Source organism: Aliivibrio fischeri (assembly GCA_038993745.2).
Classification (GTDB): domain Bacteria; phylum Pseudomonadota; class Gammaproteobacteria; order Enterobacterales; family Vibrionaceae; genus Aliivibrio; species Aliivibrio fischeri_B.
Window position 1 is genome coordinate 1556032 of record CP160629.1, and the last position, 17678, is coordinate 1573709.

At 40.9% G+C, this 17678-nt stretch carries 15 protein-coding genes and 3 pseudogenes; 13 read left to right on the top strand and 5 right to left on the bottom strand.

What is annotated here, in order from left to right:
• Positions 1-7: 7 nt before the first annotated feature.
• The 9 genes from AAFX60_007570 to AAFX60_007610 all read left to right on the top strand — a co-directional run bounded on the left by AAFX60_007570 (position 8) and on the right by AAFX60_007610 (position 10869).
• Entirely contained in the window at positions 8-715 is a 708-nt protein-coding gene (locus AAFX60_007570; GenBank protein XDF76650.1) for an energy-coupling factor ABC transporter ATP-binding protein, read from the top strand.
• Positions 693-1277, top strand: a complete 585-nt coding sequence (gene mobA / locus AAFX60_007575; protein XDF76651.1) for a molybdenum cofactor guanylyltransferase MobA — start codon at positions 693-695, stop codon at positions 1275-1277. Before AAFX60_007570 ends, mobA begins: the two co-directional genes overlap by 23 nt.
• Positions 1274-3055: a bifunctional molybdopterin-guanine dinucleotide biosynthesis adaptor protein MobB/molybdopterin molybdotransferase MoeA gene (locus AAFX60_007580; GenBank protein ID XDF76652.1), complete on the top strand. Its 1782-nt coding sequence runs from the start codon at positions 1274-1276 to the stop codon at positions 3053-3055. Before mobA ends, AAFX60_007580 begins: the two co-directional genes overlap by 4 nt.
• A 177-nt stretch (positions 3056-3232) precedes the next feature.
• A complete protein-coding gene (locus tag AAFX60_007585; GenBank protein XDF76653.1) occupies positions 3233-4762 on the top strand; it encodes a type I restriction-modification system subunit M in 1530 nt (509 codons plus the stop codon).
• Entirely contained in the window at positions 4755-5276 is a 522-nt protein-coding gene (locus tag AAFX60_007590) for a hypothetical protein (protein ID XDF76654.1), read from the top strand. Before AAFX60_007585 ends, AAFX60_007590 begins: the two co-directional genes overlap by 8 nt.
• Before the next feature lie 32 nt (positions 5277-5308).
• Positions 5309-5959, top strand: coding sequence for a restriction endonuclease subunit S (locus AAFX60_007595; GenBank protein ID XDF76655.1), 651 nt, complete (start codon positions 5309-5311; stop codon positions 5957-5959).
• Between the two features lie 79 nt (positions 5960-6038).
• Positions 6039-9365 carry an HsdR family type I site-specific deoxyribonuclease gene (locus AAFX60_007600; GenBank protein ID XDF76656.1) on the top strand — a complete coding sequence of 1109 codons (3327 nt, stop codon included), beginning with the start codon at positions 6039-6041 and terminating at the stop codon, positions 9363-9365.
• Between the two features lie 2 nt (positions 9366-9367).
• Positions 9368-10159: a SprT family zinc-dependent metalloprotease gene (locus tag AAFX60_007605; GenBank protein XDF76657.1), complete on the top strand. Its 792-nt coding sequence runs from the start codon at positions 9368-9370 to the stop codon at positions 10157-10159.
• An 11-nt stretch (positions 10160-10170) separates the two neighbouring features.
• On the top strand, positions 10171-10869 hold the full coding sequence (locus AAFX60_007610; protein ID XDF76658.1) for a hypothetical protein: 699 nt from the start codon (positions 10171-10173) through the stop codon (positions 10867-10869).
• A gap of 61 nt (positions 10870-10930) precedes the next feature.
• Here the strand turns inward: AAFX60_007610 and AAFX60_007615 are convergent.
• A pseudogene (locus AAFX60_007615) lies at positions 10931-11472 on the bottom strand (N-6 DNA methylase).
• 97 nt (positions 11473-11569) lie between these two features.
• Between AAFX60_007615 and AAFX60_007620 the strand changes: the two are divergent.
• Positions 11570-11788: pseudogene (locus tag AAFX60_007620) on the top strand (integrase).
• Positions 11789-12182: 394 nt separating this feature from the next.
• On the opposite strand, the gene AAFX60_007625 reads toward AAFX60_007620, so the two are convergent.
• Together AAFX60_007625 and AAFX60_007630 are read right to left on the bottom strand one after the other, a co-directional pair.
• Positions 12183-13385 (bottom strand): hypothetical protein, encoded by a 1203-nt coding sequence (locus tag AAFX60_007625; GenBank protein ID XDF76659.1) that lies wholly within the window; start codon positions 13383-13385, stop codon positions 12183-12185.
• Positions 13386-13558: 173 nt separating this feature from the next.
• The gene (locus AAFX60_007630) at positions 13559-14041 is read right to left on the bottom strand and encodes a hypothetical protein (protein XDF76660.1); all 483 of its coding nucleotides are present in this window, start codon (positions 14039-14041) and stop codon (positions 13559-13561) included.
• A 210-nt stretch (positions 14042-14251) separates the two neighbouring features.
• On the opposite strand from AAFX60_007630, the pseudogene AAFX60_007635 reads away from it, so the two are divergent.
• Together AAFX60_007635 and AAFX60_007640 are read left to right on the top strand one after the other, a co-directional pair.
• A pseudogene (locus tag AAFX60_007635) lies at positions 14252-14419 on the top strand (M48 family metallopeptidase).
• Between the two features lie 93 nt (positions 14420-14512).
• Positions 14513-14845, top strand: a complete 333-nt coding sequence (locus AAFX60_007640) for a PBPRA1643 family SWIM/SEC-C metal-binding motif protein (GenBank protein XDF76661.1) — start codon at positions 14513-14515, stop codon at positions 14843-14845.
• A 132-nt stretch (positions 14846-14977) separates the two neighbouring features.
• On the opposite strand, the gene nagK is transcribed toward AAFX60_007640, so the two are convergent.
• Together nagK and AAFX60_007650 are read right to left on the bottom strand one after the other, a co-directional pair.
• Positions 14978-15889, bottom strand: coding sequence for an N-acetylglucosamine kinase (gene nagK / locus AAFX60_007645; protein XDF76662.1), 912 nt, complete (start codon positions 15887-15889; stop codon positions 14978-14980).
• A 125-nt stretch (positions 15890-16014) separates the two neighbouring features.
• Positions 16015-16758 carry a tRNA-uridine aminocarboxypropyltransferase gene (locus AAFX60_007650; protein ID XDF76663.1) on the bottom strand — a complete coding sequence of 248 codons (744 nt, stop codon included), beginning with the start codon at positions 16756-16758 and terminating at the stop codon, positions 16015-16017.
• 91 nt (positions 16759-16849) lie between these two features.
• Between AAFX60_007650 and AAFX60_007655 the strand changes: the two genes are divergently transcribed.
• Positions 16850-17653: a sterol desaturase family protein gene (locus AAFX60_007655; protein ID XDF76664.1), complete on the top strand. Its 804-nt coding sequence runs from the start codon at positions 16850-16852 to the stop codon at positions 17651-17653.
• Positions 17654-17678: the final 25 nt, after the last annotated feature.

A 17678-nucleotide genomic window follows, 5' to 3' on the forward strand; every position in this document is an offset into this window, starting at 1 on the left:
TATAACGATGACAATTAGAATAACTGCCGATAATCTATCTATGCGATTTAACGATCGTGTGCTTTTTCATATCCCTCATTTATCTCTTGGGCCAAAAGAATCTGTTTATTTACGTGGCGCAAATGGCGTAGGTAAAACCACTCTACTCAAAATCTTATCGGGTCTGCAAACCGCGACAACGGGTAAGATCAACCTTGATCAACCTCACTGGTCTGTTCGTTTACTAGGCCGTTCAGGTAACAACCAAATCGTTTATTTGCATCAGAATCCATTTCTTTTTGATGGTACGGTTTATGACAATGTCATTTACGGTGTTAAATACACAGCAATGAGCAAGCAAAACAAACGTAATATGGTGATCAACGCCTTACGTATGGTTGGACTTGAGACATTAGCTGACGAACATATTTCTGTTTTATCTGGTGGTGAAAAACAACGTGTCGCTATGGCTCGAGCTTGGGTATTAAAACCGTCTATTTTACTAATGGACGAACCAAGTGCCAGTGTTGACCAAGAGTCCATCGATTTATTAGTAATTATGGCTAAAGATCTACTTGATCGTGGCTCTAGTATTGTCGTTACCAGCCACCAAACCAATGCCTTAACTGAAATTTGTCATCGTCAATGGACCATTTCAGATGCAAAGCTGATAGAATCAACCCCATTAAAAGTGATTGTTAGCAAGGATAAGTATGCTCCAGCCAAAGCAAACTAGTTGGGTAATTTTAGCGGGTGGGCAAGCTCGTCGTATGGGTGGAAAAGATAAAGGGTTTGTTTTATTTCAAGATAAACCACTCATCGAGCACGCTCTAGACACATTGACATCTCAAACTGATCAAATTGCCATTAATGCTAATCGCAGTATTGAAGAATACTCACGTTACGCCGTCACCTTTCCTGACCAATTTAGTGAATACCCAGGGCCTTTAGCAGGTATGCATTCTGGTCTTGTAAATATGAATTCTGACTGGGTTGGGTTTATTCCATGTGATTCCCCTAACCTACCAAACAATTTAGTTTCTTTGCTTTGTAATGCCGTCAAAGAAGATACTGATATTGTGGTGGCTCACGATGGTGAGTACATGCAACCTGTTGTCACTTTAATGCACAAACGTATTATTCCAAAAATTGATGCCTTTTTAACGCGTGGAGACAGAAAAATCATCCTATTATACAAAGAGTGTAATACTGTATTTGCTGATTTTTCTGACTATCCTAACGCGTTTATCAATTTGAATAGTCCTCAAGAACTTGAACAATTTGGAACTTTATTATGAGCTTAACGTCTGCGTCTATCCCTTTATTGGGTTTTGCTGCTTATAGCGGCACAGGTAAAACAACATTACTTGAAAAACTGCTGCCTAAACTGACTGATATGGGACTAAAAGTCGCAGTCATTAAACACGCTCATCATAATTTTGATATCGACCAAGAAGGTAAAGACAGTTACCGCTTACGTAAAGCGGGCGCTAGCCAAATGTTGATCAGTTCACGCTTTCGCAATGCCTTGATCACTGAAACACCCGATGAAGAAACAACGTGTCAGCAGTTAATCAATAAACTCGATCAAACTGAATTAGACTTAATTCTTATTGAAGGGTTTAAACAACTGCCATACACCAAGATTGAATTGCATCGTGATGAAATCGGCAAGCCTTGGATTTTCCCAGAAGATGAGAACATCATTGCGATTGCCTCTGATTCAAAAGCCGAATCTGAACTGCCTCAAATGGACATCAATGATACCGATTCAATCACTTCGTTCATTGTTGACTACGTCAAACAACATCAGCATAAACAGCAAAGTGACCTATCCGCTAACTGTGATGAGTTATCTCCTGCGTTTTTATCTGTTAGCCAAGGCAGAGCAAAGATTTTAGAGGCGATTACTCCACTAAATTCACAAAGTAATGTTTCTTTAGTTGAGTCGATTAATGCATTAGCCGCTCAAGATATTTTATCACCGATTAATGTTCCCCAACATAACAATTCAGCAATGGATGGCTATGTGATTTGTGGTGATGATTTAGAGCGTGAAAGCTATACGATCGTTGCCGAAATCATGGCAGGTCACAGCTATGATCGCCCTCTTCAACATGGTGAAGCAGCAAAAATCATGACGGGTGCGCCAGTACCTGAAAATGGTCATGCCGTGATCATGCGAGAACAAGCGACTCAAGAAGATGATCAAGTACGCTTCGATGCGGGTAAATCAGGCATTCGTAAAGGCCAAAACGTTCGTCTAGCCGGTGAAGATCTGGCTATCAATCAGATCTGTGTGGCTAAAGGTTCACGTATTACCGCACCTGAAGTAGGTATGCTTGCGTCTTTAGGCATTGCTTCTGTTCCTGTTATCGCTAAAACAAAAGTGGCTATTTTCTCGACTGGCGATGAAGTTCAAGCACCGGGTGAAGCACAGAAAGCCAACTCTATTTACGACTCAAACCGTTTTACTTTAACGGCATTACTGCAAAAATTAGGCTGTGAAGTAATTGATTTCGGTATCATTGAAGACAGTGAAGCTGCTTTAGAGTCAACGCTTTCTCAAGCATCACAACAAGCAGATATGATTTTATCTTCTGGTGGTGTATCGGTTGGTGATGCAGACTACATCAAAACGATTTTAGACAAACTGGGCAATATTAATTTCTGGCGTATCAATATGCGCCCGGGTCGCCCTCTTGCCTTTGGTCATATTGGCGATACTCCATTCTTCGGTTTACCAGGTAACCCTGTAGCAGTAATGGTGGCGTTCTTACAGTTTGTTGAGCCTGCACTTCGCAAACTTCAAGGCGAAGATAATTGGCAGCCTGAAACCTTTACTGCAATTGCAAAAGAGTTTATTCGTTCTCGCACTGGCCGAACTGAATACAGCCGTGGTATTTACTCTATTAACCAAAATGGTCAAATGGAAGTCGTAACCACAGGTAAGCAAGGCTCAGGTATTTTACGTTCAATGAGTGAAGCCAATTGCTTAATCGAAGTGCAACCAGAAGTAGAGTCGGTAGATATTGGTCAGAAAGTGACGATCATTCCGTTGAGTTCGAGAGTGTAAACATTCAATATAAAGCTAGCTCATAACAAACAGCTTACCATTCTATGCCCCTACTCTTTAGGGGCATTTTTTACCTACAAACGCTATAAAAAAACACCGCAATCACGTATTATATCCCCATATTTCATTCGCTTAATTAGCAACAAATAAGCGTGACACATAACAGCTAGGTAACTCATGCCACATACCCAAATCAACCAAGACGACATCAACAAAGCCGTATGGTCTGCTTGCGATACTTTCCGCGGCACCGTCGACCCATCTATCTACAAAGACTTCATCCTTACCATGTTGTTCTTAAAATACATCTCAGATGTACGCCAAGACAAAGTCGAAGAACTAACTAAACAGTTCGGTGACAACAAAGAGATGGTTGAAGCCATGCTTGCCAGCCAATCATTCAAGATCCCAACAGGTTCAACCTTCTGGGATTTGTACGATGCACGTAATACCGCAGGTAACGGTACTCGCATTGACCAAGCGCTGCACGCGATTGAAGAAGCCAACGGCACCAAGCTAAAAGGCGTGTTCCAAGACATCAGCTTTAACACCGATAAATTGGGTGATGAGAAGCAAAAGAACGACATCCTACGCCACCTATTAGAAGACTTTGGTAAGCCAACCCTAAACCTACGTCCAAGCCGTGTTGGTTCGCTGGATGTGATTGGTAACGCTTACGAATACCTGATCAAACACTTTGCCGCAAGTAGCGGAAAATCGGCAGGCGAATTCTATACCCCGCCAGAGGTATCAGATCTGCTTTCTATCATTCTAGAGCCACAACAAGGTGACAGCATTTGTGACCCAGCGTGTGGTTCAGGCTCACTATTGATGAAGTGTGGTAAGCAAGTTCAAAAAAACTTTGGCGGCTCTAAGCAGTACGCTCTGTTTGGTCAAGAAGCGATTGGCTCAACATGGTCATTAGCAAAAATGAACATGTTCCTGCACGGTGAAGACAACCACCGTATTGAATGGGGTGACACCATTCGTAACCCTAAGCTTCAGGATACTGAAGGCGGTCTACTGCACTTTGATGTCGTAACAGCCAACCCTCCATTCTCATTAGATAAATGGGGCCATGAAGATGCAGAAAGCGATCATTTTGGTCGTTTCCGTCGTGGCGTGCCACCAAAAACCAAAGGCGACTACGCTTTCATCTCGCACATGATTGAAACCCTAAAGCCTGCTACTCCAACAAGCAAGGGCGGTCGAATGGGCGTGGTTGTGCCTCATGGTGTGCTATTCCGTGCATCAAGCGAGGGCAAAATCCGTCAACAACTGATCGAAGAAAACCTATTGGATGCCGTGATCGGTTTGCCTGAAAAACTGTTCTTTGGCACGGGTATTCCAGCGGCAATCTTGATCTTTAAGAAGAAGAAAGACACCAAGGATGTGATGTTCATTGATGCGTCGCGTGAGTTCAAATCTGGCAAAAACCAAAACGTTCTAACAGTAGAAAACATCGACAAGATCGTGAAGACCTACCGCAGCGGCGACAACGTGGATAAATACGCGTATGTGGCAACGCTCGATGAGATCCGTGAGAACGACTACAACCTGAATATTCCTCGTTACGTCGATACGTTTGAAGAAGAAGCGGAGATCGATTTGATGGCAGTGCGCAGTGAGCGTTTGGCGCTGCAAACTGAACTAGCCGATCTAGAAGCAGAAATGGCGGGCTACCTAGAGGAGTTGGGTTATGAATAGTGCTTTTGAAAGGCATACCCTATCGTCCTTAGTTGATATTGATAAAAAATCTTTAGGGAAAAAAACTCCTGGTGATTACGAATTTTCCTACATTTCATTATCTAACGTATCAAAGGGACAAATTGAACGTAATCTAGAACGCTGTATCTTTAGTTCAGCACCTTCAAGGGCAAGAAGAGTGCTGCAAACTGGGGATATATTACTCGCAACAGTAAGACCAAATCTTCAAAATTTCGCTAGGGTAACTGGCTCTTTTAGTGATTGTATTGCATCCACAGGCTTTGCGGTGCTAACTCCAAAAACAAATGTTTCAGGAGGGTTCGTATATCAAACACTATTTAGTCACCAAGTTACACAACAGATTGAATCTTTAGTTGTAGGTTCTAATTACCCAGCTATCAATTCATCTGAAGTCGCTGGTTTACATATTAATGTCCCCCGTACCCAGAACAACGCAAAATTGCCAAAATCCTCTCAACATGGGACAAAGCGATTAGCACCACTGAAAAGCTGATTGAAACCAGCAAGCAGCAGAAAAAAGCCTTGATGCAGCAGCTTTTGACGGGTAAGACGCGTTTGGTGAACCCTGAAACGGGTAAGGCGTTTGAGGGGGAGTGGGCTTATGTTCAAGCAGGCAGTATATTTGCGACAAGGTCTAATAAAAAACATAACTCAGATCTACCTATACTTGCGATCACGCAAGATCAAGGTGCTGTTCCAAGAGAACTGATTGATTACAATGTTTCAGTGACTCAGGGCAGTATTGCAGGCTACAAAGTTGTTGAGATAGGAGACTTCATTATTAGTTTAAGAAGCTTCCAAGGTGGTATTGAATATTCTAAATACAAAGGTATTTGTAGCCCCGCTTATGTGATTTTATATCCGAAAATAGAAGTAAGTGATAACTTTTACAAATATCATTTAAAGTCTTTTTCTTTTATTCAAGCAATGAAGAGTCGACTTGAAGGTATTCGTGATGGAAAGATCATTAGTTATAAATATTTTTCAGAAATCAAATTACCTCAACCATCACTAAAAGAGCAGGAAAAAATCGCCTCAGTTCTAACCGCTGCCGACAAAGATATCGAGTTGTTAGAAGCCAAGCTTTTGCATTTCAAGCAAGAGAAAAAGGCGCTGATGCAGCAGTTGTTGACTGGTAAGCGTCGCGTGAAGGTTCCTGAAACCGAAGTCGCATAACAAGCGCATCTTTTGACAACCAATACAGGGCTTGTTTACAAGCCCTGATAAACAATAAGAACAACGTCATAGGCTAAGTATGGAACCATTATCTCCTAGTGAACCTAAGCACCACACTCCCAACTTTAAAGAAGAGCAAAGCGCAAAAATCCCCGCGTTAACTTTGCTCACTAACCTTGGCTACCAATTCATTCCACCGAGTGAATGCATGATAATGCGTGGCAACAAAACCACGGTGATCTTGCCGCAAATCTTACGTAAGGTTCTGAGCTTTAAAACCTATTCTTTCATGGGTAAAGAGCGACATTTATCGCAAGCGGCAATTGATAAAATCGTGCAAGAGCTTGCCAACCCTGCGATGAATGAAGGACTTAAAGCCGCCAATGAAAAGCTCTATAACGCCTTAACCTACGGCATTAGCGTCACTGAGTTTGTCGATGGTAAAAAAGCCAACCCAACCATTCAAATCATCGATTGGGATACGCCAGAAAACAACCAATTCCATTTCACCGAAGAGATGGAAGTCGAGAACGCTCGTGGTACAGGTAAACGCATTCCTGATGTGGTCTGTTTCGTTAATGGCTTGCCGTGGGTCGTGATAGAAGCAAAACGCCCTGACAGCAGCATCAACGGCAAACCAACCATTGTTGAGGGTATTTCGCAAAACATTCGCAACCAAAAAGTGGATGAAATTCCTCATCTGTTTGCTTACAGCCAACTGTTGTTATCCATCAATGGTCATGATGGTTTATACGGTACGTGCGGCACACCTGAGAAATTCTGGGCGAAATGGAAAGAAGAAGAAATTACTGAAAGCACCTTTGAACGCCTTAAGAACACCCCTCTGAATGACGCGCAACTGAATGCGATTTTCAGCCATCGCACGCCAGCAATCAAAGACGAATACCTATCACTGATTGCAGGCGGTGATTTGGTGGTGACAGACCAAGATCGCTTATTGGTATCCTTACTGCGCCATGACCGACTACTAGAGCTAACCCGTTTATTTACCCTGTTTGATAAAAAAGCAGGCAAGATTGTAGCTCGTTATCAGCAAGTATTTGGCATTAAAGCTTTAGTGGAACGCATCACCTCTTTTGATGACAAAGGCGCACGTAATGGCGGTGTGATTTGGCATACCACAGGTTCGGGCAAGTCTTTTACGATGGTGTTTCTGTCAAAAGCGCTGATTTGGCTAAAAGCGTTAGCGAAATGCCGCGTTGTGGTTGTGACTGACCGTGTGGATTTAGAAGATCAGCTTGCTCGCACCTTTGCCTCTGGCGGCGCACTGTCAGATAAAGATAAAAAAGAGGCAATGGCAACCACAGGTAAACGCCTTGCCGAGCAAATTGGTAAAGGCAATGAACGTATCATCTTCTCGATCATCAACAAGTTTGGTACAGCGATTAACCTACCTGAATGCTACAACGATAGCCCAGACATTATCGTATTAGTGGATGAGGGGCACCGTAGCCAAAACGGTGAGAACAACATCCGAATGCAGCAAGCCTTGCCGAAAGCCGCTTACATCGGTTTCACTGGTACACCTCTGCTGCAAGATGATAAAACCGAGAACAAGTTCGGTAAGATCATTCACTCTTACACCATGCAGCAAGCCGTCGAAGATGGCACCGTTACGCCGTTGTTGTACGAAGAACGCAAACCTGATTTGAGCACCAACGACAAAGCCATTGATGCATGGTTCGACCGCATTACCGATACCCTATCGGAAAAGCAACGCAGCGATCTAAAACGCAAGTTCGCACAAAAAGGTCAGATCTACCAAACCGAAGGGCGTTTAGAGTTAATCGCGCACGACATTTCTGATCACTTCCAAAACTTTAAGCAGCAAGGTTTGAAAGGTCAACTGGCTTGCGACTCCAAAGCCTCTGCGATCCGCTATAAGAAGCTTCTCGATCAAATCGGTAAAGTCACTTCAGTGGTTGCGATGTCGCCACCAGATACTCGTGAGGGACACGATAACGTCGATAATGAAAGCACTGATTTAGTGCAAAATTGGTGGAAAGAAAACGTCGCACAGAAAGGCTGGAGCGATGAAAAAGCCTACACCAAGCACATCATTGCAGAATTTGAAAAGGATGAAGGTCCCGACATTATGATCGTGGTCGATAAGCTGTTAACGGGCTTTGATGAGCCTAAAAACACCGTGCTCTATATCGACAAGCCGTTAAAGCAGCACAACCTTATTCAAGCCATTGCACGGGTTAACCGCCTGCACAGTAAAAAGCAGTTCGGTTATTTGATTGATTACCGTGGCATCCTCAAAGAGCTGGATATCACCATTGAAAAGTACCAAGACTTGGCTGAACGCACCCAAGGCGGCTTTGATATCGATGATCTCAAAGGCTTGTATAACCGCATGGATACCGAGTACAAGAAGTTGCCAGGTTTGTATGATGACCTTTGGGCAATTTTTTCTTGTGTGAAGAATAAGCAAGATGGACAAGCACTGCGTCAGGCTTTGGCACCTAAAATTGATACCATTGATGGTCAATTAACGGATACCAACTTAAAGCTGCGTAATGATTTTTATGATGCGCTGACCGCGTTTGCTAACTGCCTAAAGGTTGCCCTGCAATCGGCGACCTACTTTGAAGATAAGAGTTTCGACAATAAGCGAGATTTATACAAGAGCACGCTGAAATCCATGAGCCAACTGCGCCAACAAGTACGCGCAGATGCAGAAGAAACCGTGGACTACGACGAGTATTCGGAAAATATTCGCGCCATGTTAGATAAGCACATTGCAGGTGTGTCGATTGAAGAGCCAGAAGGCGCTTATCTGGTTGGTAACATGGGTAAAGATGCCAAACCAGAGCAAATGACCGATGATGAGGCCAAAAACAAAAAGGATGTCATCACAGGTCGTGTAACCAAGATGATTGAGCAAGATTTGGCGGATGATCCGTATGCCCAAGAGTATTTCTCAAACTTGTTAAAGCAAGCTATTGAGAAAACCAAGGAGATGTTTGATAGCCCCGTTAAACAGTATCTTCTATTTGCGGATTTCGAGCAGCAGGTCAGAGACCGCGATGTGGCAGGATTACCAACGGATCGCTTTGCAGAGCTTGACCCTAAAATCAAACGTCATGTTCAAGCCTACTTTGGGCTGTTTCGGAAAGTGCTAGGCGAACCATCACCACTAACGGAAGACCCCGCTCTTGAAGATAAATACTTTCAGTATGCGTTAGACATTGATGGAATTGTGCGTAAAGCGGTTGCCGAGTTTTCAATTAACCCATCAGAAATTGAAAACCAGATCCGTTTGGGGCTACTGCCACTGCTGTTCGCTGATGTGGGTATCGATAAGGCACAAGCCATTATCACGGATGTCATTCAAATCACCCGATTTGGCCTCTCTGGTTACAATAAGTCAGGTCACTAAGCATGACTTCGGTTAACCATAAAGAAGGCAACACCGAAGAGTACAGCTTCATCTATGGTGATGAAGCAGTTACCTATGAGGTGATCCGCAAGGTATTTGCTTTAGATAAAAACGGGAAAGCTAAGAAAAAGAAAATCACCATCCGAGTGCATCCAGATTGTCGAGTCGCTGTGACTGCGCCTCAAGATACTGAAAAATCAGCAATCCATGAGGCGGTCATGCAACGCGCTCAATGGATTTGGAATGCCCTGACGGAATTTCGAAGCCATTTAGAATATGTACAAACCAAGCACTACGTGAGTGGTGAGATGCAATTCTATCTAGGCCGCCGCTATGTGTTAAAGGTGGTTGAAGACAGAGATGCCATTTCCAAAGTGAAGATGGAGCGAGGCAAGTTGTTAGTTACTCTCAACCGCTTTAACGAAGATAAGCCCAAGCTCGTTAAAGCACTGGTGTCTGGTTGGTATGGCGTTCGCGCAGAGCGCATATTCCATGAACGTTTAGCTGCGCTTTTGCCGCAGGCAACGTGGGTAGAAGGTATTCCTTCATTTCGCATTATGCCGATGCAAAAACAATGGGGAAGCTGCTCAGCCAAAGGTACGCTGATGCTCAACCCTCACCTGATCAAAGCGCCTAAAGAGTGCATTGATTACGTGATCTTACATGAGCTTTGCCACATCGCAGAATACAACCACAGTGAACGTTTCTGGCGCTTATTAACCAGTGTAATGCCGAACTGGAAAGAAGTAAAAAGCAAACTCGATGGCATGGCAGAGTTATATTTAAATGAATAGGGATTAATACAATGAGTTTACTCGATCAGTTAGTATTTCCAACAATATCAAAACCTCTGTATTCATTTGGTTTTACTTACAACCTAATGCGTGCATTTATCAACCACACAGAAGAAGCCATTGATACCAGTATTACAGCTTATAAGAAAGCAGGTCCATCCGTTGAAAAAATAGAAATTTGTCCTGTAGAAGGGATTTATCAATACATCAACCATTATCAAGGACTCTATGAGCACATTGATGATGTAATCTTGGATGATGTCGCTGAAAACTATTTCCCAAGTCTTCAGAGACGTTCTGCTTTGCTGACACTAATTGCAACTTATGAGCACGAACTAGAAAAATTTTGTTCTTTTTATTCCCAAGAACATAAAACACCAGTGAAACTAAACGACTTGAAAGGCAGTGGTTTAGAGCGTGTTCATCTGTTTATGACAACATTGATTGGTTTGGAAAATTCTCAATCATTTCCAATGATTAAAAAACTCATCAAGTTAAGAAATAGTTGCGCTCATAATGACGCAAAAATCACTACAAATGATGGGCAACCGATAAAAGAAATCAAATATCTCATCGACGACGGTTCAATAAAAGTACGTCAAGATGGCCAGTATGTTCGCATCGATAAAGGATTTTTATCTGATGTATTGGAAGAGTTGAACTCTTACATTTCAGAGATTCAGAAAGTAATTGAGAAAGGTAAATCGTAGTAACAGTTTATGCTACCAAAGGAAGGTGGCATTTTGACTGTAAATATGTAGATGGCATTATGTAGAATTGACCACCTTTTTTACCTTCTGCAAGCGCAAATTGACCAAGCATGTATTCATATACGTGACCAAGGATATCTTTACAGTTTAGGTCGGCATGAACAAACGGAATGGTAGCGCTCAGGTTGATTCGCTCATTCAGCTTTGTTTGGTCAATTTTAGCGCTGAGTATGACTTCTTAAGTACACCTTTTAGTTTCGGGTTGTCACGCTCGATGCCATCAAGAGCGTTATCAATCAAGTGACCAACTGAAGTGATTTTTTTAACTTTACCGTCGTTCTCAAGATCGGCACCACCAATCACACGAGGGCCGTTATCTTATTAGAACTGCCGACTCTTCTTCTGAGAAGTCGGCTGGATCTAGGTAGTATTCGTGCTCTGGATTAGCGAGGTCTGGTTTGATTTCTTCCTGACGCAGCTTAAACGCATCAGAAACGTATTTTAAGGGATGGTTACAGCGTCTAATGTTGAACATAGCTTGTCTACGGCATTCCAAAGCTTACCTTAAAGCTCTTTAAGATATTGTTGTTCATCGTTTTTCATGACTGTGTTCTTCTACAAGAAATATTCCGTCAATCATATCATGAGATAGGGCATTGTCTTTGATTTGTGCCTTACTTAAAGTGCATTTTTATGAAGTAAGGGACAGGCAATTCCATACCATTACTACACTACGCTAGTGAACCGTTTGGTAACCAATATTGGGTTAGATAAAACCCAATATGGCACACATTCTCTACGTCGAACTAAAGCTTCTTTGAACTACGACAAAACCAAGAATCGTCTAGATATTCAGTTACTTATGGGACATGCTAAACTCGAAAGCACGATTGAATACCTTGGTGTCGAAATTGAAGATGAACGCATTGAGCCAAACGAAGAGTTCGAGTGCCCTAACTGTGGTGTAATGCTGCGTTACACCATTGATGAGGGTACTTATTATGGTGCCCAGCATAAATCTGTTGAAGTGGTTGATGATTGAATACTAAAGTTACGCCCCTTAAACCATCAGTATTGAAAGCCGGCTAACATAAAGGAAATAATTAAGCCTAATTGATCTTATCAGACTTAATTATTTCACGAATGAGTCTACCCGTTTATGTGGTGAGGTTTTACAGTCATCAACATCTACCAAGGTCTCAGACTCACAATATGTCTACACGATTGCCATCCCAATAGTTGATAGAGAGCTAGATGTAGACCTGTTTAATGAACGGCTACAAGACCTGTGTATTAAGTTCAAAAAATACAATTTAAGATTCTAAACTATCTAGCATGTCGATATGTATATCTTTGCCATCATATCGTACACCATTGAATAATATAGTTTTTTTATAACTCATAAGATTTTCGACTCCGACTTTACTTTCAGATGTCAATAACTGCTCAAAAGATATGCATCGTACTAAATTTTGAATATCAACGGTCGCATTCAAACGTAACTTTTTCTTGGGAACGTTAAACTCAAGTTTCACCTTACCCTCTGGTAATTTAGATAGCGAAATGAACTCTAGTTGTTCAACCTGACTCTCCTGATCTCTGCTTTCAGATTTCCGAAATAATTGTTCAATATGAACACCTGTTTTCGGGTCAACAACATATACACGAAAATGGCGTTTTTTCTTCGTGTCTTCAACCCATGCATCTAAGTGTTCACTACCCTTTAATAACCATTGGTTGATCGCTTTTTTAGCACTACGGATAAATTGAATATCCTGTCCATCATATGAAAGTGATATATGAACACGTTTGTCTTCAATGTTAAGATAAAATGGGATCTTTAACTTGCCGAGTGGGTCAAAGATTTTTTTCTCTTGCACTGTCGTAGTTTGGGAAACTTTGGTCTCATTTACTTGCTCCACCAGTTCCCCTAGCATTGTCCATGACTGAAGCCCGCTTGTAAGCGCAATTTCTACCTTAGGTCGAATTTTGTCTTCGGTCTTTCTTGACAGCATAATTAGCTGTTCTATATCATCCCCACTGCAAAATTTTTGCTTCAACAACTGATTTTTTAAAAGGAATCTAACAGAATATTCACTAGTCTTTGCTTGTACCCTAACCCCCTCTCCATTAGCGAGCTTTACTTTTTTTTCTAAAATTAGCGGCTTCCAATAACTACTCATCCAATTAGCCGAAACTGGCTTATTTTTCGAAATTTTGTGCTTAGTGGAAGTACGACGCTCGATTACACAAGGGTGTTTCGGCCATGGTGGTCCTAACTCATCAAAATATACTTTTGCCCCATTTGGATGCTCATAATAAAAAACATTATCACCACAATTTGGACACTTTGCATTTGGAACCGTAAAGGCCTGAACTGAATTATATTGTTTTGAGTTAGATTTAAAACCTGTTGGTTTCTTAACATTTAATAATGTTGTAGCGTTTCTTGTTGTTTTTCTATTCACCGAAATTGGACGCACAATCCCGTCAATAGTCACAAATTTAATAGACATAAAATTAACCTTACGAGCCTCTACAAACTTCTCTCACTGCATGGTGTATTTTAAACTAATGCTCAAGGAACACTCTTGCTATCAATCAAAATATGATTTGTACACATAGCATATCTCTGGACAATACTAGTTCCGAAAGTCGTAATTAGTATTCTTCCTGACATACCTCTGAACTAGTAGTTACTCTGTTTCAGAAAAAAAGTTACTAGTTTAACCAGATCTTGGCTGCTGCACTTGGTAAGTAGAAATCTGCACTTTTCTGCAAACTCTTCATTCTGGATAGTCACACCAGAACAAATGACCGCATGTACCTTGTCATAATCTTCATTATGAATAGATAATAGCAATTGAGACTCCCAAGGACCTGAGACTTGTTCTTGCTGTTCCATTGCTCGTTCTATATCTCTCTTCGCTTCTTTACGAGCAACTATTTCACGAGCCTCGTTAAGAATCTTCGCTTCATCAACAATCGACTCCGCTCTGAGCTGTATATAAATGCTCTCACATTTATTTTTATCACCTTCAGACAATCCACGAGCTTTGGTCCACAAGCCTCTGCGTATTTCTCCAACACTCAGTTCATCAGCAACACGTTCATATACCCACTCTTCAATTATTCTCTTCTTCGAACTTCTATTCTTAGTAAAAAATCGCATTGCTCTCGTACGTCCATCCTAGTTCTTAATTTCGTAATTTTATCAATGCCAATCATCTGAATCCACCATAAGAGTCAAACCTGTTTGAAAACACCTAACATTATGCCAAACACGCATCTCGCTTCTGTCCCAAAGCCCTCACGACACCGCCCACGCTGCGCCAATAAAAAACACCGAATAAACCCAAAGTAATCACAACCCTCACCTGATCAAAGCCCTAAAGAGTGCATTGATTACGTGATCTTACATGAACTTTGCCACATCGCAGAATACAACCACAGTGAACGTTTCTGGCGCTTATTAACCAGCGTGATGCCAAACTGGAAAGAAGTAAAAAGCAAACTCGATGGGATGGCGGAACTGTATTTGAATGAGTAAATCAAGATTACTTTTTTTTAAACTTTATCACTCCACCTGTTTATAGTATAAACATGCCTAAAATACTGTGTTCTAAAATTATAAGGCTCCAAGATGTCTAAAATGTTCTTCAAAGGTCGTATCGAGACTCGTCAAAACCACGTTCTTTCTGGTTACAACACTAAGCGTGACGTTAAGTTAGGTACTGAAGAAGCACCATTAACTCTAGTTGTTCAAACAGAAGAGCGTAAAATCGAAGTTGAAGCCCAAGTTGCTGAGCATAAATTGTTTGCTAACATTGAAGTGAATGCAGAGAAAGAAGAAAATATTCTTGAGCTTGAAGGCGTATTAAACAAGCCTAAGACAACTCGCTTTGAGAAAACACCTAACCGCAACGATCCTTGTTCTTGTGGTAGCGGTAAGAAATACAAAAAATGCTGTGCTTAATAGCTAATTAACGTTAAGTTACTTAATTAAATCTAAACGCATTACAAAAAAGAGCCTCTGTTTATCTGTTAGTAATAACAAACAACATGAGGCTCTTTTTGTATCTAAATTTCTATCTTATTTTCGTAGAACTTAGTCTTTAATATTCAAGAATGCTGCACCACGCACACCACCAGAATCACCGTGTTTCGCTTTAATAATACGAGGAACGCGACCTACTGATAATAAATGTTTTGGTAAACGCTTTGGTAGCTCTTCGTAAATCAACTCAAAGTTAGATAAACCACCACCAAGAGCGACAACGTGTGGGTCAAAACAAGTAAATAAATTAGCGAAACAGATTGCTAAGAGCTCCATGAAACGATCAACATGTTCTACTGCATTCGCATCACCTTCAGCATGAGCTTTAATAATATCAATCGCTTTCTTTTGCTCACCATAGTAATGCGCGTAAAGCAGCTCAAAGCCACGTCCAGAAAGGTAGTTATCAATACAGCCTTTGTTACCACAGCCACATTCAAGTAATGGTGCGTTTTCACCTAAATGAAACCATGCATCAATAGGTAAACGTGAATGACCTAATTCACCAGCAACATGGCTGTAACCCGAGAAGGCCTTACCATCAAAAATTAAACCACCACCAAAACCAGTCCCTAGAATTAATCCCATCACTGATGGTGAATCTTTTAACTCTTCATCCCATGCTTCTGATAATGCAAAACAGTTAGCATCGTTATCAATTTTTACTGAACGACCAATTTTTGCTTCTAAATCTTTACGTAAAAATTGCCCTTTTGCTGCCGGAACATTACTTGTTAATAAAGCACCAGTTTCAGCATCTTCCATTCCCGGAATACCTAAACCGACTTTACCTTCAACGCCAAACTCTGCATCATACTTTGCAATCAATGATGCAATATCATCAACTAATAACGAGTAATTTTCAGTTTGTGTTGGAATTCGCTCAGTTGCGACACGCTCAAGTTTTTCATTAAACGCACCAAACTCAATCTTGGTTCCACCCACATCAAAACCGTAGTACATAAGGTATCCTTGTCCTAATCTATTCTAAATTTTTATGGTGTTATCTTACCTAATTTTTAGCTATACAGACTGTGACCTATCCGATATTCATCGGTTTTTAGTGTGAATTGAACCTCAAACTGGTATTAGATTTCGTTATTTACTTTCAGATTTGTACGAAATTCAATCAAACGTTTTAACCCCATACCTCGTTCTGCACCTTTTACTGGTCGCTTACTATAAAGGTAATGCTCTCGGAACAATTCAAACCAGTGCTCTAAATGTCTTGCGTTCTGTTGTTCACCAAACAGATCAAGTACCAAGCTGGCAACTTCTGCAGTAGCAAGCTGATGATCTTTTGAAGCTTTACGCATAATGTAATTAGAAAGTTGCTCACTCTTAAAAGAAAGAACGGGTAACTGATGTAAATATGGGCTTTTACGATACATTCTTCCTGCTTCACGCCAGCTACCGTCTAATAAGATAAATAGTGGTGTTTTCCCTTCTTCCATAATCACTTCGTTACGCACTAATGACTTATCTTCAATTTGCTCTTCTGGGAAAACCACAAAAGGCTGATAAGCTTCATTATTTAACAATGCTAACATTTCTTCACTTGGCTCAGTACGCGACCAAAGATAGGCGTGCGTTTCTGGGATCACATCAGCAATCAATTTGCCTGTATTACTTGGTTTTAATACCTCTGTATCAAACATAATAAGTAAGAAAGCAGCATCTGATGTGGTTTCTGGTTGATATTCACAGATACAGTGGTCTTTATGAACTTGGCAAAATTCACAGCGATTCACATTCGCCCCTCTTGCATTAAAAGGTTTAGAAGAACGAGCTAATCTTTCTTTATGTAACTGGTGAACTTTATGAATGCGCATGAACAACAACCAAGCAATTTTATTTATATGGAAAAAAAAGCGCATTTTACTTACAGTATGAGTAATAACAAGTTCTAAAGAGAAATTCCTAATGGAAAATAATTGGATTGAATACAGTGACACGTTACGTTTTGGATTTTTTGTTACTGCTTTCATCATTTTTGCTTTGGCTGAATACAAATGGCCTCGTAAAGCACTCACTCAAAATAAACAGTTCCGTTGGTTAAACAATATAGGCTTAATTTTTTTCAACAGTATCGTCCTTCGTTTAACCTTACCGTTATTAGCCGTTGATGCTGCTCTTATCGCAAATCAGGAACAATTTGGTTTATTTAATTACCTCAATACGCCTACTTTCTTAACGATTCTCTTATCCATTTTATTATTGGATTGGCTGATTTATTGGCAGCATCGAGCGTTTCACCGCATTCCTTTACTGTGGCGATTACATCGTATGCATCACTCAGATCAAGATATTGATGTCACGACAGGAACACGCTTTCACCCCATTGAAATTATTCTCTCTATGTTGATTAAAATCGCAGCGATAGGGTTACTTGGTATTCCAGTTGAAGCCGTCATTATTTTTGAAATTGTTTTGAACGTCAGTGCGATGTTTAATCACAGTAATTTATTTATTCCACGTACACTTGATCGATACATTCGAGGGTTATTCGTTACTCCTGATTTTCATCGAGTGCACCACTCTGTTCACATCTCTGAAATGCATAATAATTATGGTTTCTTTTTATCTATTTGGGACCGAATTGGAAATACTTATTTAGTAAAGCCCATTGATGGTCATCAGGATATGAAGATTGGATTGGGATTTTTCAGAAAAGAAAGAGAACAACGCTTAGATAAAATGCTGACTCAACCCTTTAGGAAGAAATAAAAAAAGGCGATCCAAAGATCGCCTT